A 21626-nucleotide genomic window follows, 5' to 3' on the forward strand; every position below is an offset into this window, starting at 1 on the left:
GCCGCCGACAAGAAACCGGCGAAATTCGTGCTGCAGGTCGCCGCGCTGGCGTCGCAGGACAAGGTCGACGAGCTGCAGGGCAAACTGAAAGAAGCCGGCATCCGCTCCTATACGCAAAAAGTCCCGACCCAGGCGGGCGAACGGATCCGTATCCGCGTCGGCCCGTTCAGCAGCAAGGAAGAGGCTGAAAAGACCCGCGCCAAGCTGGGCAAGCTGGGGCTGAACGGCAGCCTGATCCCGGGTTGAGCGCGGGCGGCTTGATTCGGCCGCATTTGGCGCCATATAGACCACTGACCAGGGAAATACAGGCAGCGTGACAATTTTCGACTATCTGGTGTTTTTTGTACTGATCTGCTCGGTCGTGATCAGCACCCTGCGCGGCCTGGTAAAGGAAATCCTGTCATTGGCGAGTTGGGTCATTGCCTTGGTGGTGGCCAACGCGTATGGTGAAAATCTGGCAAAATTGCTCCCCGACGCGATTCCGGGGAATGTAACGCGCTTAATCGTGGCTTTCCTAGCCCTGTTTATTGGCGTAAGGTTATTAATGATGTTGTTGAGTTCGGCGCTCGACGCCGTGGTCAAGGCCAGCGGCCTGGGGACGGTGGACCATGGGCTGGGCGTGCTGTTCGGGCTGGCGCGCGGCCTGGTGCTGGTGCTGGCGGCGGTCCTGGTGTGTGGTGCTACGGCGATTCCGCAACAGCCTTTCTGGCGCGACGCGATGCTGAGCCCGCTGGCGGAAGCTGCCGCGCGAAGTGTTATTCCCTATTTGCCGGGACAGTTCGCCAGCCACCTGAAGTTTTGAATTTGTTTGACCGGACTTGCGCAGGTTTCGTAGCAAAGCTCGTGGCAAGATCGCAAGTCCCTTGAGTACCGGATTGTTTATCGTTTAGGAGTCCACCATGTGTGGCATAGTCGGCATCGCTTCCCACAACCCCGCCAATCAGCTCATCTATGACGCCTTGTTGCTTTTGCAGCATCGCGGCCAGGATGCAGCGGGGATCGCAACCAACCACGGCAACGGATTTTTCATGCACAAGGCCAACGGCCTGGTGCGCGACGTTTTCCGTACCCGCAACATGCGTTCCTTGCCAGGCAACTACGGCATCGGCCAGGTGCGTTATCCAACCGCAGGCACCGCCAGCGCGGAAGAGGCGCAACCGTTTTACGTCAATGCGCCGTTCGGCATCATCCTGGCGCACAACGGCAACCTGACCAACGCCGAGCAGCTGAAGATCGAGATGTTCAAGAACGATCGCCGCCATATCAACACCGATTCCGATACCGAAGTGCTGCTCAACGTACTGGCGCACGAGATCCAGCAAGAAACCCGCGGTTACTCGCTCGATCCGGGCGTGCTGTTCAAGGCCGTGGCCAATGTCCACAAACGGGTGCGCGGTTCTTACGCCGTGGTGGCGCAGATCGCCGGCCACGGTTTGCTGGCTTTCCGCGATCCCTACGGCATCCGGCCGCTGTGCATCGGCCTCAACGAAACCGACAAGGGCACCGAATACGTCATCGCCAGCGAATCGGTCGCGCTGGAAGGCCTGGGTTTCCGCTTCCTGCGCGACGTGACGCCGGGCGAAGCGATTTTCATCGACATCGACGGCCAGATGTACAACCAGCAGTGCGCCGACAATCCGACCCTGAATCCTTGCGCCTTTGAATTCGTCTACCTGGCCCGTCCCGATTCGATCATCGACGGCGCCTCGGTATATGCTACCCGCCTGAAAATGGGCGAGTACCTGGCCGACAAGATCAAGCGCGAATTCCCCAGCGGCGACATCGACGTGGTCATGCCGATTCCCGATTCGTCGCGTCCGGCCGCAATCCAGCTGGCGCTCAAGCTGAATATCGAATACCGCGAAGGTTTCATCAAGAACCGTTACATCGGCCGCACCTTCCTGATGCCAGGGCAGGCGATCCGCAAGAAATCGGTACGCCAGAAACTCAACGCGATCGGTTCCGAATTCAAGGGCAAGACCGTGCTGCTGGTCGACGATTCGATCGTGCGCGGCACCACCAGCCGCGAGATCGTGCAGATGGCGCGCGATTCCGGCGCCAAGCGCGTGATCTTCGCCTCGGCCGCGCCGCCGGTGAAATTCCCCAACGTCTACGGCATCGACATGCCGACCCGCGGCGAGCTGATCGCCTACGGCCGCAGCGATGAAGAAGTGTGCCGCGAAATTACCGCTGATGCGCTGGTGTACCAGGATATCGACGCCCTCAAGCGTTCGATTTCCGACATCAATCCATTGCTGAGGAATTTCGAAGCTTCCTGCTTCGACGGCAACTACATCACCGGCGATATTTCGCGCGACTACCTCGACCGCATCGAGTTCGCACGCAACAATCCCAAGCCTGAAAGCGAAGACGCGGTGCGTTCGCAGCTGAACCTGAGCCTGGCGCAAGTCGACTAGTTTTACTCAGTGCGGGACTGCAAGGCAGGGTGGCCAGATGTTTGCCCACCCTGCGCGCGCCGAAGCTCCCAGATAAGTATCGATCAAACATGACTCAAAAATACGGCTTCACCACCACCATCCTGCACAGCGACCGCCAGAAAGCCATCGAGCACGGCGCCCCGCACAAGCCTATCCACACCTCGGTGACCTGGGGCTACAGCGATGCACGCCAGCTGGCCGATGTATTCCAGGGCAAGCAGTCAGGTTATCGCTACGGCCGCCAGGGCAATCCGACCGTCGCGGCGCTGGAGGACAAGGTCACCAAGATGGAGGGCGGCCTGGCTACCATCTGCTTCGCTTCCGGCATGGCGGCGATCGGCGCGGTGATACAAGGCTTGCTGCGCGAAGGCGACCACGTGGTGTCTTCCGTATTCTTGTTCGGGAATACCGCCAGCATGTGGCAAACCTACGGCGGCCAGGGCGGCAAGGTAACCATGGTCGATGCTACCGATGTGGCGCAGGTGGAAGCGGCATTGACGCCGGCGACCCGTGTCGTGTTCGTTGAAACCATCGCCAATCCGCGCACCCAGGTCGCCGACCTCAAGCGCATCGGCGAGCTGTGCCAGGCGCGCGGCATCTTGTTCGTGGTCGACAACACTATGACTTCGCCTTACCTGTTCCAGCCCAGGCTGGTGGGCGCCGGCCTGGTGATCAATTCCCTGACCAAGTCCATCGGCGGCCACGGCAACGCCCTGGGCGGCGCAGTCACCGACACCGGTTTGTTTGACTGGAGCCGTTTTCCCAACATCCTCGACGCCTACAAGCGCAATCCGCAGCCGCAATGGGGACTGGCGCAAATGCGCGCCAAGAGCCTGCGCGATTTCGGCGCTTCGCTCGGACCCGAGGCCGCGCATCATATCGCGGTAGGCGCTGAAACCATCGCGTTGCGCATGGAGCGCAGCAGCGCCAGCGCGTTGGCGGTGGCGCAGATGCTGGAAGCCGATCCGCGGGTGGCGGCGGTGCATTACCCGGGACTGGCTTCACATCCGCAACATGCTTTGGCAGCGGACCTGTTTCGCTCAAGCGGCTATCTGTTCAGTTTTGAATTGAAGCAGGATATCGATTGCTTCGATTACCTGAACCGGCTGAAACTGGCGATTTCCGGCACCCACCTGGGCGACAACCGGACCCTGGTGATCGCGGTTGCGCATACCATTTTCTACGAGATGGGAGCAGAGCGCCGCGCCGCCATGGGCATCAGCGAATCGCTGATCCGGGTGTCGGTCGGGATTGAGGATACGGCAGACCTGGTGGAAGACTTCAGGCAGGCGCTGCAAGCTTAAGCCGGCAGAACCGTAACTATGCGGGGTGGACATGGTCCACCCCGTTTGCATTTCAGATGGTGTTGCGGTCCAGCCATTTCGGCACCAGATGCGGTACAAACGACTTGAAGCGTTGCAGCAGCTCTGCGCCGTGCGCTTCCGCGATCAGGATTTCTGCCTGCTCGCCTTTCAGGAAACGCTGCGACACCATATGCTGGATGAACTGCAGCAAGCCGTCGTAAAAACCGTCGACATTCAGCAGGCCGATCGGCTTCTGGTGGAAGCCCAGCTGGGCCCAGGTGAATACTTCGAACAATTCTTCCAGCGTGCCTACGCCGCCCGGCATCGCAATAAAGCCATCCGACAGGTCCGCCATCATTGCCTTGCGCTCGTGCATGTCCTTGACGATATGCAGCTGCGTCAGGCCCTTGTGGCCCAGTTCCTTTTGCAGCAAGGCCTGGGGAATCACGCCGGTGGCCCGGCCGCCCAGGCGCAGCACTTCATCGGCAATGATGCCCATCAGGCCGACGTTGCCGCCGCCGTACACTAGCGCGATGTCCTGTTCGACCATGGCTTGCGCCAGTCCGCGCGCCGCTTCCGCATAAACCGGGGTGGCGCCGGGAGAAGAACCGCAATAAACGCAGAGAGATTTGATTTCTTGCATAGATAGAAAATATAGAAAGATGATGTGACTGCAGCGGCAGGGCGCCGCCGCACCGGTCAGGCGTTGGTTTGCAGGTATTTTGTTTTCAGCTGCTCGAAATGCAGCAGGGTTTCGCCGCGCAGGTACGGATGCATCAGCGAGAGGACCTGGTAGCAGCCGCTTGCCAGTGCGTGCTCGACTACCGCCTGCTCGGTGTACTGGCGCGGATTGAGGACGTACTGGTAAGACAGCCAGTAGCTGGCTACCACCACCATGTTGGACGACAGGGCGTCGATCTCGGCCGGGCTGGCCTGCAGCGTCTGGTCTTCGTGCAAGCCCTGGCACAGTTCTTTGACTACCGCTATCTTGTGGCCGAAGATTTCCTTGAAGTGCAGCTCCAGGGTGCGGTTGCGCGACAGCAGGTCGTTGAGGTCGCGATAGAAGAAGCGATAGCGCCAGATCAGCTGGAACATGTGGTGCAGATAGTGCCAGACGTCGTGCATGGTAGGACGCTGTCCTTGCGTCATGGCCAGCATGCGGCTGATTTCTTCTTCGAAGGTGACGAAGATCGAGTTGACGATATCGTCCTTGTTCCGGAAATGGTAATACAGGTTGCCAGGCGAGATCTTCATCTCGTCGGCGATGATGGTGGTGGTGATGTTGGGTTCGCCGAACTCGTTGAAGAGCCGTAACGACAGGTCCATGATTTTTTCGCGGGTACGACGCGGCGCCTTTTGCTCCATGACTTTATTTTCTTTCTGATATCCAATGCACAATGCTGCAATGCTGTTTTACCAATTGGCAATTATGCTCACTAAGATTGTATATTGCTTCGCGCCTATCGTCGTAAATGTATTGCTGAAATGATAGTAATTGCATTTGCCGGCATCGCCACGATCATCCTGCCGCTGTTATAAAATGGAGGGCCGGCGACTGCTCTCAGCCCGCCCGGTCTCAACCGCAGCAACGCTTCACATTTTAAAAGGTCAGCATGTCACAGTCTCCCCCGCAACGTCCCGACACTCCCTGCGTGGCAGTCTGTTCCACCACTTTCGACGATGTCTGCCGCGGCTGCGGCCGTACCGTCAATGAAGTGGCGCACTGGGTCTTCATGACCGAGGAAGAAAAGACCAAGGTCTGGGAGCGGATCACCGCCGAGGGTTACCCGCGCCGCCAAGGCTGACGGCATTAATTATCGCCATAACCCTGCGGGTTCTGGCTGTGCCAGCGCCAGTGGTCGGCGCACATGTCGGCCAGGCCCTTGCCGGCGCGCCAGCCGAGCAGTCTTGATGCCTGTGCCGGATCAGCATAACAGCTGGCGGTATCGGCAGCGCGGCGCGCCCTGATTTCATACGGGATGCGGCGCACGCTGACGGTTTCGAAAGCATCCAGCATTTCCAGTACGCTATAACCGCGCCCGGTGCCCAGGTTGACGGTGAAGCCGCGCCTGTTGCCGAACAGGTAGCGTAGCGCAGCGATATGGGCATCCGCCACGTCAGTCACATGGATGTAGTCGCGCACCCCGGTGCCGTCGGCGGTAGGATAATCGCCGCCGAATATCGGCAGCATGGCTTGTTGCCCCGACGCGACACGCGCCATGGCCGGCAGCAGGTTGTCCGTCATGGTGCGCGACGCTTCGCCCATGATGCCGCTGACATGCGCCCCGACCGGATTAAAATAACGCAACACGCCAATCGCCCAGCTGCTGTCCGCGGCGCCCAGATCCGTCAGCACCTGTTCCACCATCAGTTTCGACTGGCTGTACGGATTGCTGGCGCGCAGCGTGGCGGTTTCCGCGATCGGCACCGTGGCCGGCGCGCCGTACACCGCCGCTGACGAGCTGAACACGAAATTCCTGACGCCATGCCGCTGCAAAGCCTGCAGCAGGGTTACCGTGGCGCTGACGTTGTTGTGGAAATAGCGCAGGGGTTGTTCCACCGATTCGCTCATGATCTTGAGTCCGGCGCAGTGGATGACGGCGTCCACGCTATGCGCCTGCAGCAGGCGGTCGAGGGCGGGGCGGTCGCCGACATCGATCTGGTGGAAATCGATCTTGCCATCGCCGCAACGTTCCGCGCGGCGTATCGCCTCCAGCGAGCTGTTCGACAGGTTGTCGACGCCTAGCACCGAATATTTTTCGGACAGCAGCGCCGCGCAGATATGGGAGCCTATATAGCCTGCAGCGCCGGTCACCAGGATTGTGTTGTTTTTGATCGTCAAAGTGACTGTAATTTATTAGAATTGATCGGTTTTGGGCCTGATTTTGGGTATTTTAATGCTAAAACATACTGTAACTTACTGTATATTCCGGCCTAAAAACCACCATGTCATGAGAGAGTGACAGTAAAGGTCAAAGATCGTAGTACTGTGTGATTAAGAACGTTTCTCTGCGGCATATACTTTATAATGCCGCCAAAAATCCAGGAATTGCCATCGGCTCAACTCCCAAGATTGCTGGCAGAAAATAAAATAGATTTAATGGGTGTTGGAGAATGGTGAGATGAAACTCGGGGGAGTTCGGTTTTCAATTGTATCTGATGCAGCATGGGCGCCCGGGCTGGATACGGCCGCCGCATGGCTAGCCTGGGCGCAGCAGCCATATGCCATCGAAGGCAGCGGCGATGCGGCCGTTGCCGCCATGCCCGCGATGCTGCGCCGGCGTGCCGGCGCCATGGGCAAAATGGCGCTGGAAGCGGCTTATCGCTGCCTCGATGGCAAGACAGGCGTGCCAACCGTGTTTTGTTCCCGCCATGGCGAGTGTGCACGCTCGATAGAGCTGCTGGCCGACCTGGCCCAAGACCAACCCTTATCTCCCACTTCTTTCAGCCTGTCGGTCCACAACGCCGCCGCCGGCCTGTTTTCGATCGCGCGCAAGGACCAGGCCAGCCATACCGCCCTGGCGGCCGGACACAGCGGCGTCGAGCATGCGGTGATTGAAGCCTGCGGCTTGCTGGCCGACGGCGCGCCGGAGGTGCTGCTGGTGGTTTATGACTGCCAGTTGCCAGAACTGTTTCAAGAGTTCCAGGATTGCCAGGAGCAGCCGTTTGCCTGGGCCTGGCTGATGTCCGCAGAAAGCGCCGGATCCGGCAACCGCATTGCACTGTCGTGGGACGGCGCTGGCAACGATGAAACGAATGCCATGGAACAGGAATCCAACAGTGACCGGCAGCCGGCCGGGCTGGATGTGCTGGGTTTTTACTTGCGCCGCGATCGCGAGCTGGTGCGCACCGCCGATGGACGCCGCTGGCGCTGGGGGCGTCTTGCTTAAGCGCATCATTAAACACGTGAATCGCTACTGGCGCGTGCTGGCGACCGGTTTCAGCTTCGTGCTGTTCGCGGTCGGCGGCCTGCTGCTGCGGGTCCTGGTGTTTCCTGTATTGAATCTGCTGATATGGGAAAGACAACTGCGGGTACTGGTGGCGCGTCGCGTGATCCGCCTGGTATTTCGCGGTTTTGTCGGGTGCATGCGCGGCCTCGGGGTGCTGGATTACGATATCCGCGGGCTGGAACGGCTGGAGCGGCAAGGTTTGCTGATCCTGGCAAACCACCCGACCTTGATCGACACGGTGTTCCTGATGGCTTTCGTCAAGCGCGCCGACTGCATTGTCAAAAGGCGGCTCTGGGACAACCCGTTTACGCGCGGACCGATAAGGGCCGCCGGCTATATCAGCAACGAGTACTGCGACAACGAGCATGGCGGCGGGCTGATCGAGGATTGCACCCGCTCCCTGCAGCGCGGCAGCAACCTGATCATTTTTCCGGAGGGCACCCGCACCGCGGGCGACGGTCAGATCAATTTAAAGCGCGGCGCGGCCAACATTGCTGTGCGCAGCCTGTCGAACGTAACGCCGGTAGTGATTCGCTGCCTGCCGCCGACCTTGGGCAAGGGCGTCAAATGGTGGCAAGTGCCGCCGATTGCCGCGCATTTCAGCATTGAAGTAAAAGAAGACATAGATGTCCACGAGTTTCTCGCAAAAGCCGGTAGCGAAGTGTTGGCAGCCAGGCATCTGACCGCCTATCTGCAAGATTATTTTAGGAAAGAAAGCCAGGGTTATGCAGCAGCTTGAAGAAGAAGTGAAGCAGGTCATCATCGATGTCCTGCAGTTGGAAGACATGACTCCCGCCGACATCGTCAGCGATGCGCCGTTGTTTGTCGACGGCCTCGGCCTGGATTCGATCGATGCGCTGGAACTCGGCGTGGCGATCCAGAAGCGCTACGGCATTTCATTGTCGGCGGATTCGGCCGAGACGCGCAACCATTTTGCTTCGGTACAGACGCTGGCTGCGATGATCGCCAGCAACAGAAAGAAATGACGGTGTGACATGATATTGAACAACTCAGTGACCAGCTCTGTGACCAGCTCAATGAGCAAGGAAGAAATCTACCTGTGGCTGGTGAACGTACTGCATGAAATGTTCGAGATCGACAAGGACCAGGTGACGCCCCAGGCCAACCTGTATACCGACCTCGATATCGACAGCATCGATGCGGTCGACCTGGTGGTCAAGCTCAAGCAGCTGACCGGCAAACGCCTGCAGCCGGACGTGTTCAAGGCGGTGCGCACGGTGCAGGACGTGGTCGACGCGCTGGCGGCCTTGCTGGCCGAGGACGAAAAGTAAGGCGCTCAGGGACATCGTGCTGAATTTTACCCGCTATATCAGGCGTTTTTTACCCACCGTAGTGAGCGTGCTGCTCACTTTGCTCTATCCGCTCGCGATCTGGCTCGGACACGGGCGGGTCGAGCCGCGCCTGCTGGCTTTGCTGCTGGTGCTGGCCGCGGCCAGCCGCCTGCCTGCACTGAAACTGAGCCGCGCCAGCCGCTGGTGGCTGGCCGGCGCCTTGCTGCTGGCGGCGCTGGCGATATGGAACAACGCCTTGCTGCCTCTGAAGCTGTATCCGGTGCTGGTCAATCTCGGCATGCTGGCTGTGTTCGGCTACAGCCTGCATGCGCCGCCATCGGTCATCGAACGCATGGCGCGCCTGAGCGATCCGGCCTTGCCTGCTTATGCGGTTGCCTATACGCGGCGGGTGACGCAGGTGTGGTGCGGTTTTTTTGTCGTCAATGGCATGCTGGCCTTGCTGACCGCGATCTGGGCTTCCGCCGCGGTCTGGTCGCTGTATAACGGCGTGCTGGCTTATGTGTTGATGGGCTGCCTGTTCGCCGGCGAATACCTGGTGCGGATCGTCGTCAGGCGCCGTCATCGCCGCCTCGAACAGCGGCCGGATGGACAACATGTCTGATTCGCCTAATCTCCTGACTTTTTTGAGTGCGCTGCGCGAGCACGAACAGCAGCGGCCATTTGCCTGGCGCGACGGCAAACCGCTGAGCCATGCCTGCCTGGTTGCCCAGGTTGCCGCCTGGCGGCGGGTGCTGTCGTCTCAGGCGGGATCGCGTTTCGCCTTGTACTCCAGCGATAGCGCCACCTTTGCCTGCATCCTGCTGGGCGCGTGGCAAGCCGGCAAGACTGTCTACCTGCCGGGCGACGTGCTGCCTGCTACCTGCGCCAACCTGGATACGCTGGTCGACGGTTATCTGGGCGACTTCCCGCCGCAATATGCGCCGCTGACCGATGCGCCGTTGACTGCCGCCGAGGCGGATGGCGCCAGGCCCGCGTTCAACGCGTTGCCGCCGGATTTCCCCGGGCTGGTGATTTATACCTCGGGCAGTACGGGCGAGCCGCAGGCAGTGCCGAAATTCCTGTCGCAACTGGCTGCCGAAGTGGCGTCCCTGGAGCATTTGTTTGGCGGCAGGATGGACGCTGCCGATATCGTCGCGACGGTTTCGCACCAGCACATCTACGGGTTGCTATTCAAAGTGCTGTGGCCTTTGGCTGCCGGCCGTGTTATCCATGCGCGCCAGCTTGAATACCTGGAAGAGTTCCAGCCGCTCAACGGCAAGCAGATTATCCTGGTCTCCAGTCCGGCCCATCTGAAGCGTTTGCCTGTTGCATTTTCTCAGGATCAAGCTGCCGCGATACGCGTCATATTTTCATCCGGCGGGCCGTTGCCGCCCGAAGTAGCCGCTGCCGCCGGGCAGGCGCTGGGGTCGATCCCGGTCGAGGTCTACGGCAGTTCCGAAACCGGCGGTGTGGCCTGGCGCCAGCGTCTCGCCGGCGCGGACGACAGCTGGCAAGCGATGCCGGCGGTTGCCTGGCGTGTCGCCGCCAACGATGAGGTGCTGGAAATCCGTTCGCCCCATTTGCCCGACGCCGGCTGGCATGCGCTGGCGGACCAGGTGCAAGCCGTCGACCACCAGCGTTTCCGCTTGAAGGGGCGCGTTGATCGCATCGTCAAGGTCGAAGAAAAGCGCATTTCCCTGGATGCGCTGGAGCGGCGTCTGAAGGCGATTGCGCTGGTGACGGATGCGCTCGTAATGTTGGTAGAGCAGCCGGAATTGCAGCAACGACAGCGGATTGCCGCTTTCGTAGTGCTGTCGGCAGCCGGTTCGGAAATTCTTGCGGCGCAAGGCAAGCTGGCGCTGAACCGCCTGCTGCGCGACGGCATCGCGCATGCGGTGGAAGCGATTGCGCTGCCGCGCAGCTGGCGTTACCTGGACGCGCTGCCGGTCAACGCACAAGGCAAGACTACCCGCGCCGACCTGCTGGCGCTGCTGGAGCCGGCGGTCGGCGCCGGCCTGGCCGCAGCTCCGCGCAAGCCTGCCGAGCGCCTGCTGGAGCAAGAACCCCAGCGCGTGCTGCTGGAATTGACGGTGCCGGCCGATCTCCTGTATTTCAACGGCCATTTCGAAGGCGCGCCGATTTTGCCCGGCGTGGTGCAACTCGACTGGGCGATCAGCTATGGCCGCCGCTACTTTGCACTGGCGCCGCATTTCCTCGGCATGCTCGGCCTGAAATTCCAGCGCGCGATCACGCCGGGCATGGTGGTGCAGCTGGAGTTGTTGCATGACCTGCAAAAAAGCAGCCTGGCCTTTCGCCTGTTCTCGGTTGCGGGACAGCACGCCAGCGGCCGCATCACTTTTGGAGCCGGCCATGCCGCAAGCTGACCTGACGGCTGCACTGGCGCCATTCAAGCCGTGTGCGGTGATCCCGGTCTATAACCATGAGCATGCCATCGGTTTTGTGCTGGCGGCAGTGCTGGCGCACGATCTGCATTGCATGCTGGTCGACGACGCCAGCTCCGCTTCCTGCGCGGCAGTGCTTGACGATTTGGCAAAGGCAAATCCCGAAACGGTTACTTTGTTACGTCACCCCGTCAATCGCGGCAAGGGCGGGGCAGTGCTGACCGGTGTCCGGCACGCAGCCGCAGCCGGTTATACCCACGCAATGCAGATCGACGCCGACGGCCAGCATCGCACTGACGATATTCCCCGCTTCCTGCAGCAAGCCGCGGCCCGGCCGCGCAGCGTGATTGCCGGTTGTCCGCAATATGACGAGAGCGTGCCGTCGATGCGCCTGTATGCACGCTACCTGACGCATGTCTGGGTCTGGATCAATACCTTGTCGCTGGATATCAAGGACTCGATGTGCGGATTCCGGGTCTATCCCTTGCCGTCCCTGATGCGCCTGATACAGCGCAAGAAACTGGGCGAGCGGATGGACTTCGATACCGAAGTGCTGGTGCGCCTGTATTGGGACGGCGTATCCATCGTCAATCTGCCGACCCGGGTTACTTATCCGATGGACGGCGTCTCGCATTTTCGCGTCGGCCTCGACAACCTGCTGATCTCACGTCTCCACGCCACCTTGTTTTTCGGCATGCTGTGGCGTGCGCCGCGCTTGCTGGGACGGCGTCTGCGCTTGACGCGAGGACAACCGTGAGCACCGGCCAACGCCATTGGGCGCAAATCAACGAAGCCAGTTTTGTGAACGGCATGCGGCTGTTGTTCGGGATATACCGGATCGCCGGCCGCTGGCCGTTCCGGTTCGCCCTGTATCCGGTGCTGGCCTGGTATTTGCTGAGCAAACCGGCGGCGCGGCGCGCGTCCATGGAGTACTTGCAACGGCTGTGCGCTTTCGACCCCGCACTAGCCAGGCTTAACCGGATCCGGCCGGATTGGCGTGGCGTGTTCCGGCATTTTTCCTCTTTTGCCGAAAACATCCTAGACAAGATGCTGTTGTGGGGCGGCTTGTTCAAGACTGCCGACGTGGTGTCGTTCGGGCGCGAACAGATGCTGGAAAACATCCAGGCGCAGCGCGGCGGCGTGCTGGTTTGCGCGCACCTGGGCAATCTTGAGCTGTGCCGGGTGCTGTCGCGCCAACGCCGCCAGCTGCGGATTACGGTGCTGGTGCATACCAGGCACGCCCAGGCGTTCAACCGGCTGCTGGCGAAACTCGATCCGGACAGCCAGCTGAACCTGATGCAGGTAAGCGAGATGACGCCGGCCACCGCGATGCTGCTGGCCGAGAAAGTAGGGCGCGGCGAATTTGTCGCCATCGCCGGCGACCGCATTCCTGTATCGCCCATGCCGCGCGTAGCGCAGGCCTCGTTCCTGGGCGAGAGCGCAGCATTCCCGGTCGGCCCCTATGTGCTGGCAAGTGTGCTGCAGTGCCCGGTCTACCTGCTGTTTTCAATGACAAAAAACGGCCACTCCGAATGTCATTTCGAACTGTTTCGAGAGTCGATTCACTTGCCGCGCAAAAGCCGCGATCAAGTCCTGCATGAACTGGCCGCCGCCTATGCGGCACGGTTGGAGTTTTTCTGTTTGAAAGCTCCGCTGCAATGGTTCAATTTTTACGATTTCTGGCATTTATCCGGGTACAAAGATGCATCTCGCTGAACTGAAAAATCTGTCTGCAGGAACACCGGCGCCGGCGGCGCCGCTGCAACGCACCGTCTGCTTTGACCAGGGCCGCCTGACGATCGAAGATATTGTCGACCTCGCATCGGGAGCGGCGCAGGCCAGCCTGTCCGAAGCGCCGGCCTTCCGCGCGGCGATTACGCGCGGCGCCGATTTCCTGGACCGCCTGCTGCGCGAAGACGGCACCATCTACGGCGTGACTACCGGTTACGGCGATTCCTGCACCGTCACGGTGCCCGCCGAACTGATCGCCGAACTGCCGCATCATTTGTACACCTACCATGGCTGCGGCCTGGGCGAGCTGTTCAGCCCGGCGCAGACGCGGGCCATCATGGCGGCGCGCCTGGCCTCGCTCAGCAAGGGCTATTCCGGCGTCAGCGTCGGCTTGCTGGAACAGATCGCCCGTCTTTTGAAAGAGGATCTGCTGCCCTTGATTCCGTCTGAGGGATCGGTCGGCGCCAGCGGCGACCTGACGCCGCTTTCTTACCTGGCCGCCGTGCTGTGCGGCGAGCGCGAGGTCTGGCGCAATGGCGTCAAGGTCAGCGCCGCCGAGGCCCTGGCCAGCGCCGGCATCACGCCGCTGCGCCTGCGGCCGAAAGAGGGGCTGGCGATCATGAACGGCACCGCGGTGATGACGGCCCTGGCTTGCCTGGCTTACGACCGCGCGCAATACCTGGTGCGCATCGCGACCCGCATCACGGCCATGGCCAGTTTCGCGCTGGACGGTAACGCCCATCACTTCGACGCCGCCTTGTTTGCGGTCAAGCCGCACGCCGGCCAGCAGCAGGTGGCTGCCTGGCTGCGCCAGGATTTACCGGTGACCGATGCGCCGCGCAACCAGCAGCGCTTGCAGGACCGTTATTCCATCCGTTGTGCGCCGCATGTCATCGGCGTACTGGCCGACGCCTTGCCATGGATGCGGGAATCGATCGAAAACGAATTGAACAGCGCCAACGACAATCCGATCATCGATGCCGAAAATGAAAGGGTGCTGCACGGCGGCCATTTCTATGGCGGCCACATTGCGTTCGCCATGGACAGCATGAAAAACGCGGTCGCCAATGTCGCCGACCTGCTCGACCGGCAGATGGCCTTGCTGGTCGACAGCCGCTACAACCACGGCTTGCCGGCCAACCTGTCGGGCGCGGAAGGGCCGCGCGCCAGCATCAACCACGGCCTGAAGGCCCTGCAAATCAGCGCCTCGGCCTGGACTGCCGAAGCGCTCAAGCAGACCATGCCGGCCTCGGTGTTTTCGCGTTCCACCGAATGCCATAACCAGGACAAGGTCAGCATGGGCACGATTGCCGCCCGCGACTGCCTGCGCGTGCTGCAACTGACCGAGCAGGTGGTGGCGGCATTGCTGGTCAGCGTGCGCCAGGGCGTCTGGCTGCGTAGCCGGCTGGATGGCGCTGCGCAGCCGCAGCAGAATCTGCAGCAGATGATGGAACTGCTGGCGGCCGATATTGCCGTAATACAGGAAGACCGCATGCTGGAACCCGATTTACGCCGCCTGCTGGAGCGCATACGCCTCCAGCACTGGTCTTTGTACGAGTAGGCCATGGTTAATTTACACAAGCACCGCTGGTCGGCAGAACTGGAATTGCAGGTGCAGTTCTACGATCTCGATCCGATGCAGATCGTCTGGCACGGCAATTACGTCAAATACCTGGAAATGGCGCGCTGCGCGTTGCTGGACAAACTGGATTACAACTATCCGGAGATGCAGGCATCCGGATATACCTGGCCGATCATTGACCTGCACCTGCGTTATGCCCATCCGGCGACGTTCGGCCAGCAGATCAAGGTGCGCGCCAGCATCATCGAATGGGAAAACCGGCTGCGGATCGAATACGTGATTACCGACAGCGCCAGCGGCCGCCGCCTTACCCGCGGCACCACCACGCAGGTGGCGGTGGCGATTGACACCGGTGAAATGTGCTTTGCATCGCCGCCAGTGTTATTTGAAAAATTAGGAATTGAACAAGTATGAAACGAAGCCTTGTCGTTGTTCTTGCGGCCATCTTTTTAACCTGCAGCGCCTGGCCGGCGCTTGCTGCCGCGCCGGTGGAAAAAATCCAGGCGATGCTGGCGCGGCCGCCGGTCTTGTGCGGCCGTTTCGACCAAAGCAAGCAGCTGGTCGGCATCAAGAAACCGCTGTTGTCGAACGGCCGCTTTTGCGTCGTGAACGGCAAGGGCGTCCTGTGGCGCACCTTGCAGCCGTTCCCCAACACGCTGCGCCTGAAGCGCGACGAAATCGTGCAGATGCAGGGCGACCGGGTTGCGATGCGCATGGACGCCAAGCAGGAGCCGGTGGTGAGGATGATCAACAGCGTGCTGTTTTCGCTATTGGCTGGCGATCTTAGCCAGCTCGACAGCCTGTTCGAACTGGATGGCAGCGTGCAGGGCAACAGCTGGAAAGTCGCGCTGAAAGCGCGCCAGCCGGCGCTGGCCAAGGCGATCGGCACGCTGGCCCTGAGCGGCGGCGCCTACGTCAAGACGGTGACGATCAGCGAGGCGAGCGGCGATCGCACCGACATCAGTTTTTCCGAGCTGCAAAGCGGCAGCAGCGCGATGACGGCCGAAGAAGGGGCTGCATTTGACTGATCCAGGCCGAGGCAATGGCGCTGGCTGGGGCAGGCGCATGGCGCTGGCGTGGGCCCTGGCGGTCGCCTTGCTGCTGGCGCATAACGGCTACCTGTGGCTGGTCAAAGGCGTGGTGCCTGATACCGACATCATGGCCTTGCTGCCGGTCGAACAGCGCGATCCGGTGCTGCAGCAGGCGTTCACGCACATGGTCGACGCCGCCCAGCAGCGGCTGGTGGTGCTGGTCGGCGCCGACGACTGGGATCAGGCCCGCACCGCCGCCGATGCCTACAGCGCGGTGCTGGCCAGGCAGCCGGCCCTGCTGCAGAGCACTATCCAGCTGTCGGCGCAGAACCAGCAAGACTGGCTGGCGCCGTCGCAGCAGATGCGGCTCAGCCTGCTGACGCCGGCGCAGCAGGCAGCGCTGCGCCAGCAAACGCCCAAATATTGGGTCGACAGCGCCTTGCAACAGTTGTACAGCCCGTTTTCCGGGCCCAAGCTGGGCGCCTGGCAGGACGATCCCTTCGGCCTGTTCAACGGCTGGGTGCAAGCGCGTGCCCAGGAAACGCCGGTGCGCCCGCGCGACGGCTATCTGTTTGTGGAAGACCAGGGACGTCCTTATATCGTGTTGCTGTTGAACTTGCGGCAGCCGGCATTCTCGATGGCGACCCAGCAGGCGTTGCTGCCGCTGCTGGACCAGGCCGGCGCGGCCGCCCGCCAGGCAGTGCCGGCGGTTGAACTGGTCAGCGCCGGCGTGGTGTTGCATGCCGGCGCCGGCAGCGCCCAGGCCAGCCGGGAAATGTCGACCATCGGCATCGGCTCGTTGCTGGGCGTGATCCTGCTGATGTGGCTGACCTTCCGTTCCTTGCGGCCGATCGCCATGATCATGCTGTCGATAGGCGTCGGCTGCCTGGCGTCGTTTTCCCTGTGCTGGATGATTTTCGGACAAGTGCATTTGCTGACGCTGGTATTCGGCGCCAGCCTGATCGGCGTGGCCCAGGATTACGGGATTTATTTCCTGTGCAGCCGGGTCGCCGCCGACCGCACGCTGGGATCGTGGCAATTGCTGCGGCGCCTGATGCCGGGCCTGGCGCTGACCCTGGCCGCCGCGGCGATAGGCTACATCGGCCTGGCGCTGACGCCGTTTCCAGGTTTGCGGCAGATGGCTGTGTTCTCGGTGCTGGGCCTGGTATTTGCGTGGCTGACGGTGGTTTTCTGGTTTCCTGCGCTGCTGACTGCGCAAACGTTGAAGAACTCCGCCTTTGCCGGCTGGTTCGGCCGGACCCGGCGCCATTGGCCGTTGCTGGGCATGAATCGTGCGTCGGCGGTGGCAGTGCTGCTGTTCGGTATTTTTGCCGTGGCCGGCATGACGCGCCTGACGGTGAACGACGATATCCGTTCTTTGCAGACGCCGCCGAAAGCGCTGCTGGCGGACCAGATCAAGCTGGGAAAACTGCTCGACGCGCCGACCCCGGTGCAGTTCTACCTGGTGCGCGGCGCCAGCGCGGAACAGGTGTTGCAGCGCGAGGAAGCATTAAAGCAGCGGCTCGAGCCCTTGGTTGCCAAACATATCATCAGCGGTTACCAGGCAATGTCCAACTGGACACCCTCGATACGGGAACAGGCGGCGAACCGGGCCCTGGTCACGCAGGCCTTGCTTGCTGCCGACGGTCCTTTGCAGGCGCTGGCGGCGCAGCTGGGCGAAGATGAGAGCTGGGTAGCGCAAATGCGCAGCCGGGCCCTGAGCGCGGCGGCCAGCGCCAACGGCGGCCACGATCTTACTCCGGCCGCATTCCTGAAGAGCGCGGCCAGCGAGCCGTCGCGCTATCTCTGGCTGGGAGAAATAGAAGGGGCGCAAGGGCGCGTCTATGCCAGCATAGTCGCGCTGCGCGGGCTGAACAATTATGGCAACTTGCCGCTCCTGAAACAGGCAGCCGGGGAACTGGATGGCGTGTCATGGGTCGACAAGGTCAGTGAAATATCTTCGGTGCTGGGCCATTACCGGCAATATATGGGATGGGTGCTGCTGGGCGCATATGCGGCGATCTTCCTGCTGCTGTTTACCCGCTATCGCAGCGCAGCCTGGCGCGTGCTGACGCCGCCGGCGGTCGCCAGCATCGCTACCCTGGCCATGCTGGGCTTGCTGGGGCAGCCGTTGCAATTGTTTCATGTCCTGGCGCTGATGCTGATTCTCGGGCTGGGCGTCGACTACGGTATTTTTTTGCAAGAACAAAGCATGCAGCGCGATCGCTTCGCCTGGCTCACGGTCGGCTTGTCGGCCGCCAGCGCCTTGTTGTCGTTCGGCTTGCTGGCGTTGTCCGCTACGCCGCCGCTGCATGCATTCGGATTCACGATGTTGATCGGAATTGCGGTCGTTTGGCTAGTCGCCCCTTGTTTTAGCCAGGATTCACAACAGGAAAAAGAAGAACAACATGCAAACAAGAGTTGAACAGTGTGATGTGTTGGTGATCGGCGCCGGTCCGGCAGGTTCGGTGGCGGCGGCGTTGCTGCTAAAGCAAGGGCGGCAGGTGCTGGTGCTGGAGCGGGAGCAGTTTCCGCGTTTTAGCATAGGCGAGAGCCTGCTGCCGCAAAGCATGGAATATCTGCAGCAGGCAGGCATGCTGCAGGCGGTGGTGGAAGCAGGGTTCCAGTACAAGAACGGCGCCGCGTTCGTGCGCGGAGACCGCTATACCGATTTCGACTTCCGCGACAAGCACTCCCCGGGCTGGGGCACCACCTACCAGGTGCAGCGCGCCCAGTTCGACCAGTTGCTGGCCAATGAAGCCGAGCGCCAGGGCGCGCAAGTGCGCTATCAGCATACCGTGACTGCGTTTGACGCCGACGCAGGAAAGCCGCGGGTCACGGTGCGCCATGTGGACGGCACGGAATATATCGTGGAGGCGGGTTTTGTGCTGGACGCCAGCGGTTTCGGGCGCGTGCTGTCGCGCCTGCTGCAGCTGGAATCGCCGTCGAATTTCCCGGTGCGCGGCGCCATTTTCACCCACATCGAGGATGGCATAACCGTGCCTGGTTTCGACCGCAACAAGATACGGATTACGGTGCATCCTGAACATTGCGATGTCTGGTACTGGCTGATTCCATTTGCCGGCGGCCGCTGCTCTATCGGCGTGGTCGCGGAAACCGCGTTCCTGGAGCAGTTCAAGGGCAGCGAAACCGAACGCCTGCAGACGCTGGTCATGCAGGACCCGGCGTCGCGCGCCTTGCTGGAGAATGCCCGCTGGGATACGCCGGCGCGCCAGATCGTCGGTTATTCGTCCAACGTCAAATCCTTGTGGGGCAAGGGTTATGCTTTGCTCGGCAACGCCGGGGAATTCCTGGATCCGGTGTTTTCTTCCGGCGTCACGATCGCGGTCAAGTCCGCCAGCCTGGCCGCCGCCGCCTTGCAGCGCCAGTTCGCAGGCGAAACCGTGGACTGGGAAAGCGAATATGCGATACCGTTGAAAAAAGGTGTCGATACTTTCCGCACTTTTGTCGATTCCTGGTATTCGGGCGGTTTCCAGAAAGTCATTTTTTATGAAAAGCAGCAGCCGGAAGTGCGCCGCATGATCGCAGCGATCCTGGCCGGTTATGCCTGGGACGACAGCAATCCGTATGCAAAGGAAAGCAAGCGGCGCCTGAAAACGCTGGAGGAAATATGCAGTTCAATCTGACTGGCGGCCATGGCCGGTTGCGGTTTGGCGGGCTAATTTGCGTATTGGCTGGCGCGCTTGCGGCCTGTACAACCACGCAGCCGCAAGCGCCGGCCAGGCTGGGGCTGATGCTGGCGCCGGCGTCCCTGGGCGCCAGCATCAGCCTGCAGCAGCATTTGACGGTGGAGCGCCAAGGCCGCGTCGACCAGCTTGATGCCGCGGTGGAAGTCGACCAGCAGCAATTCAACATGGTCGGCCTGGCGTTTGGCCAGCGTGTCCTGAGCATGAACTATGACGGCAAGACGTTGCAGTCCTGGCGTCATCCCATGCTGCCGTCCCAGGTGCGGGTCGAAGATGTGATGGAAGACACGCAATTGACCTTGTGGCCGCTGGCGGCGATCCGCGCGGCGCTGCCGCCAGGCTGGCAGATCGAGCAGCAAGGATTGCGGCGCACGCTGTCGCTGCAAGGGGAGCCGGTCATGGTGATCGATTACAGCACACCGACGCCGTGGGACGGCAAGGTGGAACTGAACAATCTGCGCTATCACTATCACCTGACGATTGAATCGGTCAGCGATGCTGCTGCTCCTTCGTCTACTGCAACGCCATAGACATGCTTTATCTTAATCAACTCGGCATGGTGTGTCCGCTTGGCGAAAGCCACGCGGAGATCAGCCGTCGCCTGTTCGCCGGCGACAGCGGCGTCGCCATGACCACGCGTCATTCGCCGGGGCGGGAGCTGGCGCTGGGTAGTGTCGAGACGGTGCTGCCCGATATCAGCGCGCTGCCGCTGGGCCAGCGCAGCCGCAATAATCAGCTGGCGCTGGCCGCGCTGGCGCAGATCCGGCCGCAAGTCGATGCCGCCATCCAGCAGTTCGGCGCAGGGCGGGTGGCGATCGTGCTCGGCACCAGCACTTCCGGCATCGCGCAGAGCGAAGCGGCGTTTCGCTATCGTCTGCAGCATGAAAGGTTTCCTGCCGATTTTGACTATGGGCAGCAAGAAATGGCCTCGCCGGCGGCGACCCTGGCGTCGGTGCTGGGCGTGACCGGGCCCGCTTATGTGCATTCCAGCGCCTGCGCTTCGAGCAGCAAGGCGATGGCCAGCGCCGCCCGCCTGATCAAGATGGGACTGTGCGATGCGGTGCTGACCGGCGGCGTCGATTCGTTGTGCGCATTTACCGTGGCCGGCTTCGGCGCGCTGGAGTCGGTCAGCGCGGCGCGCTGCAATCCGTTCAGCGCCAATCGCAACGGCATCAATATCGGCGAGGGCGCGGCCCTGTTCTTGATGAGCAAGGCTGAAGCAACCGTGAGTTTGCGCGGCTGGGGCGAATCTTCCGACGGCTACCATATTTCAGCGCCGGATCCGTCCGGCGCCGGCGCCCGCAGCGCGATCGAACAAGCTTTGGCGCGCGCCGGCGTGGCGCCAAAACACATCGACTACATTAACCTGCACGGCACTGCCACCGTGCAAAACGACGCCATGGAAGGGCGCGTGATCGCCGCCTTGTTTACCGACGATGTGGCGCTCAGTTCGACCAAGCCGTTTACCGGCCATGCGCTGGGCGCCGCCGGCGCGGTGGAAGCGGGCCTGTGCTGGCTGGCGATGCAGGACGACAATCCGCAGGGCCAGCTGCCGCCGCATTTGTGGGACGGCGCCTGCGATCCCGGCTTGCCGCAGCTGAACTTGCTACCGATCGGAGCCTGCCTTGGACATCCCTTGCGCTGGGCTTTGAGTAACTCTTTTGCATTTGGCGGCGCCAATGCAAGTTTGCTGCTGGGGCGGGAATGATGGAACAGTTGAATGCAATCGAGGCGATGGATATCCGCCGTTTTTTGCCGCATTCCGGCGTCATGGTGCTGCTGGATCGGCTGCTGGCGGTCGGCGAGGAAGATTTGCGGGCTGACGTGGTGATCCGGCCGGACAGCCTGTTTTGCGATGGGCAAGGCGTGCCGGCCTGGGTCGGGGTCGAGTACATGGCGCAGGCGATTGCCGCCTATGCCGGTTATACCGCACAGTTGCGCGGCGAATCGGTGAAAATCGGTTTCTTGCTGGGCACCCGCCGCTATGAAGCCAGTTGCCCGGCCTTTGCCGTCGGCAGCGTGCTGCAAGTCCATGTCCAGAAGCTGCTGCAGGCAGACAATGGGATAGGATCGTTCGAATGCCAGATCCATGCCGCCGGGCAGCAGCTGGCAAGCGCTACCATTACCGTGTTCCAGCCGGCTGATGCGGCTGTTTTTCTTGAGGGAAGTACTGAATGATGTTGGAAACG

24 protein-coding genes are annotated in these 21626 nt (G+C 61.4%); 21 read left to right on the plus strand and 3 right to left on the minus strand.

The window, feature by feature from the left end; translation table 11 throughout:
* The 4 genes from JWQ61_RS10360 to JWQ61_RS10375 all read left to right on the plus strand — a co-directional run.
* The coding region (locus JWQ61_RS10360) for an SPOR domain-containing protein (RefSeq protein WP_304360462.1) at window positions 1–246 on the plus strand (246 nt) is incomplete at its 5' end.
* Window positions 247–313: 67 nt separating this feature from the next.
* Window positions 314–802, plus strand: a complete 489-nt coding sequence (locus tag JWQ61_RS10365) for a CvpA family protein (protein ID WP_304360463.1) — start codon at window positions 314–316, stop codon at window positions 800–802.
* 97 nt (window positions 803–899) lie between these two features.
* Entirely contained in the window at window positions 900–2417 is a 1518-nt protein-coding gene (purF, locus tag JWQ61_RS10370; RefSeq protein ID WP_014005865.1) for an amidophosphoribosyltransferase, read from the plus strand.
* Window positions 2418–2506: 89 nt separating this feature from the next.
* The gene (locus JWQ61_RS10375) at window positions 2507–3742 is read left to right on the plus strand and encodes a cystathionine gamma-synthase family protein (protein WP_304360464.1); all 1236 of its coding nucleotides are present in this window, start codon (window positions 2507–2509) and stop codon (window positions 3740–3742) included.
* 52 nt (window positions 3743–3794) lie between these two features.
* Here the strand turns inward: JWQ61_RS10375 and JWQ61_RS10380 are convergent, their stop codons facing one another.
* A complete protein-coding gene (locus tag JWQ61_RS10380) occupies window positions 3795–4376 on the minus strand; it encodes a TIGR00730 family Rossman fold protein (RefSeq protein WP_304360544.1) in 582 nt (193 codons plus the stop codon).
* A 65-nt stretch (window positions 4377–4441) separates the two neighbouring features.
* Entirely contained in the window at window positions 4442–5107 is a 666-nt protein-coding gene (locus JWQ61_RS10385) for a TetR/AcrR family transcriptional regulator (RefSeq protein WP_041741656.1), read from the minus strand.
* Between the two features lie 248 nt (window positions 5108–5355).
* On the opposite strand from JWQ61_RS10385, the gene JWQ61_RS10390 reads away from it, so the two are divergent.
* Window positions 5356–5547 carry a DUF1289 domain-containing protein gene (locus JWQ61_RS10390; RefSeq protein WP_120236090.1) on the plus strand — a complete coding sequence of 64 codons (192 nt, stop codon included), beginning with the start codon at window positions 5356–5358 and terminating at the stop codon, window positions 5545–5547.
* A gap of 5 nt (window positions 5548–5552) precedes the next feature.
* Here the strand turns inward: JWQ61_RS10390 and galE are convergent, their stop codons facing one another.
* Entirely contained in the window at window positions 5553–6584 is a 1032-nt protein-coding gene (gene galE / locus JWQ61_RS10395; protein WP_304360465.1) for a UDP-glucose 4-epimerase GalE, read from the minus strand.
* Between the two features lie 280 nt (window positions 6585–6864).
* Here galE and JWQ61_RS10400 point away from each other — a divergent pair, with 280 nt between their 5' ends.
* From JWQ61_RS10400 to JWQ61_RS10475, 16 genes are read left to right on the plus strand one after another with little or no spacing between them, the layout of a single operon-like run.
* Window positions 6865–7632 carry a beta-ketoacyl synthase chain length factor gene (locus JWQ61_RS10400; RefSeq protein WP_304360466.1) on the plus strand — a complete coding sequence of 256 codons (768 nt, stop codon included), beginning with the start codon at window positions 6865–6867 and terminating at the stop codon, window positions 7630–7632.
* On the plus strand, window positions 7598–8431 hold the full coding sequence (locus tag JWQ61_RS10405) for a 1-acyl-sn-glycerol-3-phosphate acyltransferase (protein ID WP_304360467.1): 834 nt from the start codon (window positions 7598–7600) through the stop codon (window positions 8429–8431). Before JWQ61_RS10400 ends, JWQ61_RS10405 begins: the two co-directional genes overlap by 35 nt.
* Window positions 8418–8678 (plus strand): phosphopantetheine-binding protein, encoded by a 261-nt coding sequence (locus JWQ61_RS10410; protein WP_014005874.1) that lies wholly within the window; start codon window positions 8418–8420, stop codon window positions 8676–8678. The genes JWQ61_RS10405 and JWQ61_RS10410 overlap by 14 nt, the downstream gene beginning before the upstream one ends.
* A 51-nt stretch (window positions 8679–8729) precedes the next feature.
* Window positions 8730–8984, plus strand: a complete 255-nt coding sequence (locus JWQ61_RS10415; RefSeq protein ID WP_148264977.1) for an acyl carrier protein — start codon at window positions 8730–8732, stop codon at window positions 8982–8984.
* A 16-nt stretch (window positions 8985–9000) separates the two neighbouring features.
* Complete coding sequence (locus JWQ61_RS10420; protein WP_304360468.1) at window positions 9001–9606, plus strand: hypothetical protein; 606 nt, start codon at window positions 9001–9003, stop codon at window positions 9604–9606.
* Window positions 9599–11368, plus strand: coding sequence for an AMP-binding protein (locus JWQ61_RS10425; RefSeq protein WP_304360469.1), 1770 nt, complete (start codon window positions 9599–9601; stop codon window positions 11366–11368). Before JWQ61_RS10420 ends, JWQ61_RS10425 begins: the two co-directional genes overlap by 8 nt.
* Window positions 11355–12143: a glycosyltransferase family 2 protein gene (locus tag JWQ61_RS10430; RefSeq protein ID WP_304360470.1), complete on the plus strand. Its 789-nt coding sequence runs from the start codon at window positions 11355–11357 to the stop codon at window positions 12141–12143. The genes JWQ61_RS10425 and JWQ61_RS10430 overlap by 14 nt, the downstream gene beginning before the upstream one ends.
* Before the next feature lie 53 nt (window positions 12144–12196).
* Window positions 12197–13102 (plus strand): acyltransferase, encoded by a 906-nt coding sequence (locus JWQ61_RS10435; RefSeq protein WP_304360545.1) that lies wholly within the window; start codon window positions 12197–12199, stop codon window positions 13100–13102.
* Window positions 13089–14678 carry a histidine ammonia-lyase gene (hutH, locus tag JWQ61_RS10440; protein ID WP_304360471.1) on the plus strand — a complete coding sequence of 530 codons (1590 nt, stop codon included), beginning with the start codon at window positions 13089–13091 and terminating at the stop codon, window positions 14676–14678. Before JWQ61_RS10435 ends, hutH begins: the two co-directional genes overlap by 14 nt.
* 3 nt (window positions 14679–14681) lie before the next feature.
* Window positions 14682–15113, plus strand: coding sequence for a thioesterase family protein (locus JWQ61_RS10445; protein ID WP_304360472.1), 432 nt, complete (start codon window positions 14682–14684; stop codon window positions 15111–15113).
* The gene (locus JWQ61_RS10450) at window positions 15110–15727 is read left to right on the plus strand and encodes an outer membrane lipoprotein carrier protein LolA (protein WP_304360473.1); all 618 of its coding nucleotides are present in this window, start codon (window positions 15110–15112) and stop codon (window positions 15725–15727) included. Before JWQ61_RS10445 ends, JWQ61_RS10450 begins: the two co-directional genes overlap by 4 nt.
* 37 nt (window positions 15728–15764) lie before the next feature.
* A complete protein-coding gene (locus tag JWQ61_RS10455; RefSeq protein WP_304360546.1) occupies window positions 15765–18155 on the plus strand; it encodes an MMPL family transporter in 2391 nt (796 codons plus the stop codon).
* Window positions 18139–19377: an NAD(P)/FAD-dependent oxidoreductase gene (locus JWQ61_RS10460; RefSeq protein ID WP_304360474.1), complete on the plus strand. Its 1239-nt coding sequence runs from the start codon at window positions 18139–18141 to the stop codon at window positions 19375–19377. Before JWQ61_RS10455 ends, JWQ61_RS10460 begins: the two co-directional genes overlap by 17 nt.
* A complete protein-coding gene (locus JWQ61_RS10465; RefSeq protein ID WP_304360475.1) occupies window positions 19362–19967 on the plus strand; it encodes a DUF3261 domain-containing protein in 606 nt (201 codons plus the stop codon). Before JWQ61_RS10460 ends, JWQ61_RS10465 begins: the two co-directional genes overlap by 16 nt.
* Window positions 19968–19969: 2 nt before the next feature.
* A complete protein-coding gene (locus tag JWQ61_RS10470; RefSeq protein ID WP_304360476.1) occupies window positions 19970–21145 on the plus strand; it encodes a beta-ketoacyl-ACP synthase in 1176 nt (391 codons plus the stop codon).
* Window positions 21142–21615 carry a hotdog family protein gene (locus JWQ61_RS10475; RefSeq protein WP_304360477.1) on the plus strand — a complete coding sequence of 158 codons (474 nt, stop codon included), beginning with the start codon at window positions 21142–21144 and terminating at the stop codon, window positions 21613–21615. Before JWQ61_RS10470 ends, JWQ61_RS10475 begins: the two co-directional genes overlap by 4 nt.
* Window positions 21616–21626 lie beyond the last annotated feature (11 nt).

Source organism: Collimonas fungivorans, assembly GCF_028292705.1.
Taxonomy (GTDB): domain Bacteria; phylum Pseudomonadota; class Gammaproteobacteria; order Burkholderiales; family Burkholderiaceae_D; genus Collimonas; species Collimonas fungivorans_B.

Bases quoted from the DNA above. Each gene is read 5' to 3' on its own strand.
- JWQ61_RS10460 (WP_304360474.1), top strand. From the start codon at position 18,139: ATGCAAACAAGAGTTGAACAGTGTGATGTGTTGGTGATCGGCGCCGGT.
- purF (WP_014005865.1), top strand. From the start codon at position 900: ATGTGTGGCATAGTCGGCATCGCTTCCCACAACCCCGCCAATCAGCTC.
- JWQ61_RS10450 (WP_304360473.1), top strand. From the start codon at position 15,110: ATGAAACGAAGCCTTGTCGTTGTTCTTGCGGCCATCTTTTTAACCTGC.
- JWQ61_RS10455 (WP_304360546.1), top strand. From the start codon at position 15,765: ATGGCGCTGGCGTGGGCCCTGGCGGTCGCCTTGCTGCTGGCGCATAAC.
- JWQ61_RS10475 (WP_304360477.1), top strand. From the start codon at position 21,142: ATGATGGAACAGTTGAATGCAATCGAGGCGATGGATATCCGCCGTTTT.
- JWQ61_RS10470 (WP_304360476.1), top strand. From the start codon at position 19,970: ATGCTTTATCTTAATCAACTCGGCATGGTGTGTCCGCTTGGCGAAAGC.
- JWQ61_RS10385 (WP_041741656.1), bottom strand. From the start codon at position 5,107: ATGGAGCAAAAGGCGCCGCGTCGTACCCGCGAAAAAATCATGGACCTG.
- JWQ61_RS10375 (WP_304360464.1), top strand. From the start codon at position 2,507: ATGACTCAAAAATACGGCTTCACCACCACCATCCTGCACAGCGACCGC.
- hutH (WP_304360471.1), top strand. From the start codon at position 13,089: ATGCATCTCGCTGAACTGAAAAATCTGTCTGCAGGAACACCGGCGCCG.
- JWQ61_RS10465 (WP_304360475.1), top strand. From the start codon at position 19,362: ATGCAGTTCAATCTGACTGGCGGCCATGGCCGGTTGCGGTTTGGCGGG.
- JWQ61_RS10415 (WP_148264977.1), top strand. From the start codon at position 8,730: ATGAGCAAGGAAGAAATCTACCTGTGGCTGGTGAACGTACTGCATGAA.
- JWQ61_RS10430 (WP_304360470.1), top strand. From the start codon at position 11,355: ATGCCGCAAGCTGACCTGACGGCTGCACTGGCGCCATTCAAGCCGTGT.
- JWQ61_RS10405 (WP_304360467.1), top strand. From the start codon at position 7,598: ATGGACGCCGCTGGCGCTGGGGGCGTCTTGCTTAAGCGCATCATTAAA.
- JWQ61_RS10400 (WP_304360466.1), top strand. From the start codon at position 6,865: ATGAAACTCGGGGGAGTTCGGTTTTCAATTGTATCTGATGCAGCATGG.
- JWQ61_RS10410 (WP_014005874.1), top strand. From the start codon at position 8,418: ATGCAGCAGCTTGAAGAAGAAGTGAAGCAGGTCATCATCGATGTCCTG.
- JWQ61_RS10425 (WP_304360469.1), top strand. From the start codon at position 9,599: ATGTCTGATTCGCCTAATCTCCTGACTTTTTTGAGTGCGCTGCGCGAG.
- JWQ61_RS10435 (WP_304360545.1), top strand. From the start codon at position 12,197: ATGCGGCTGTTGTTCGGGATATACCGGATCGCCGGCCGCTGGCCGTTC.
- JWQ61_RS10390 (WP_120236090.1), top strand. From the start codon at position 5,356: ATGTCACAGTCTCCCCCGCAACGTCCCGACACTCCCTGCGTGGCAGTC.
- JWQ61_RS10445 (WP_304360472.1), top strand. From the start codon at position 14,682: ATGGTTAATTTACACAAGCACCGCTGGTCGGCAGAACTGGAATTGCAG.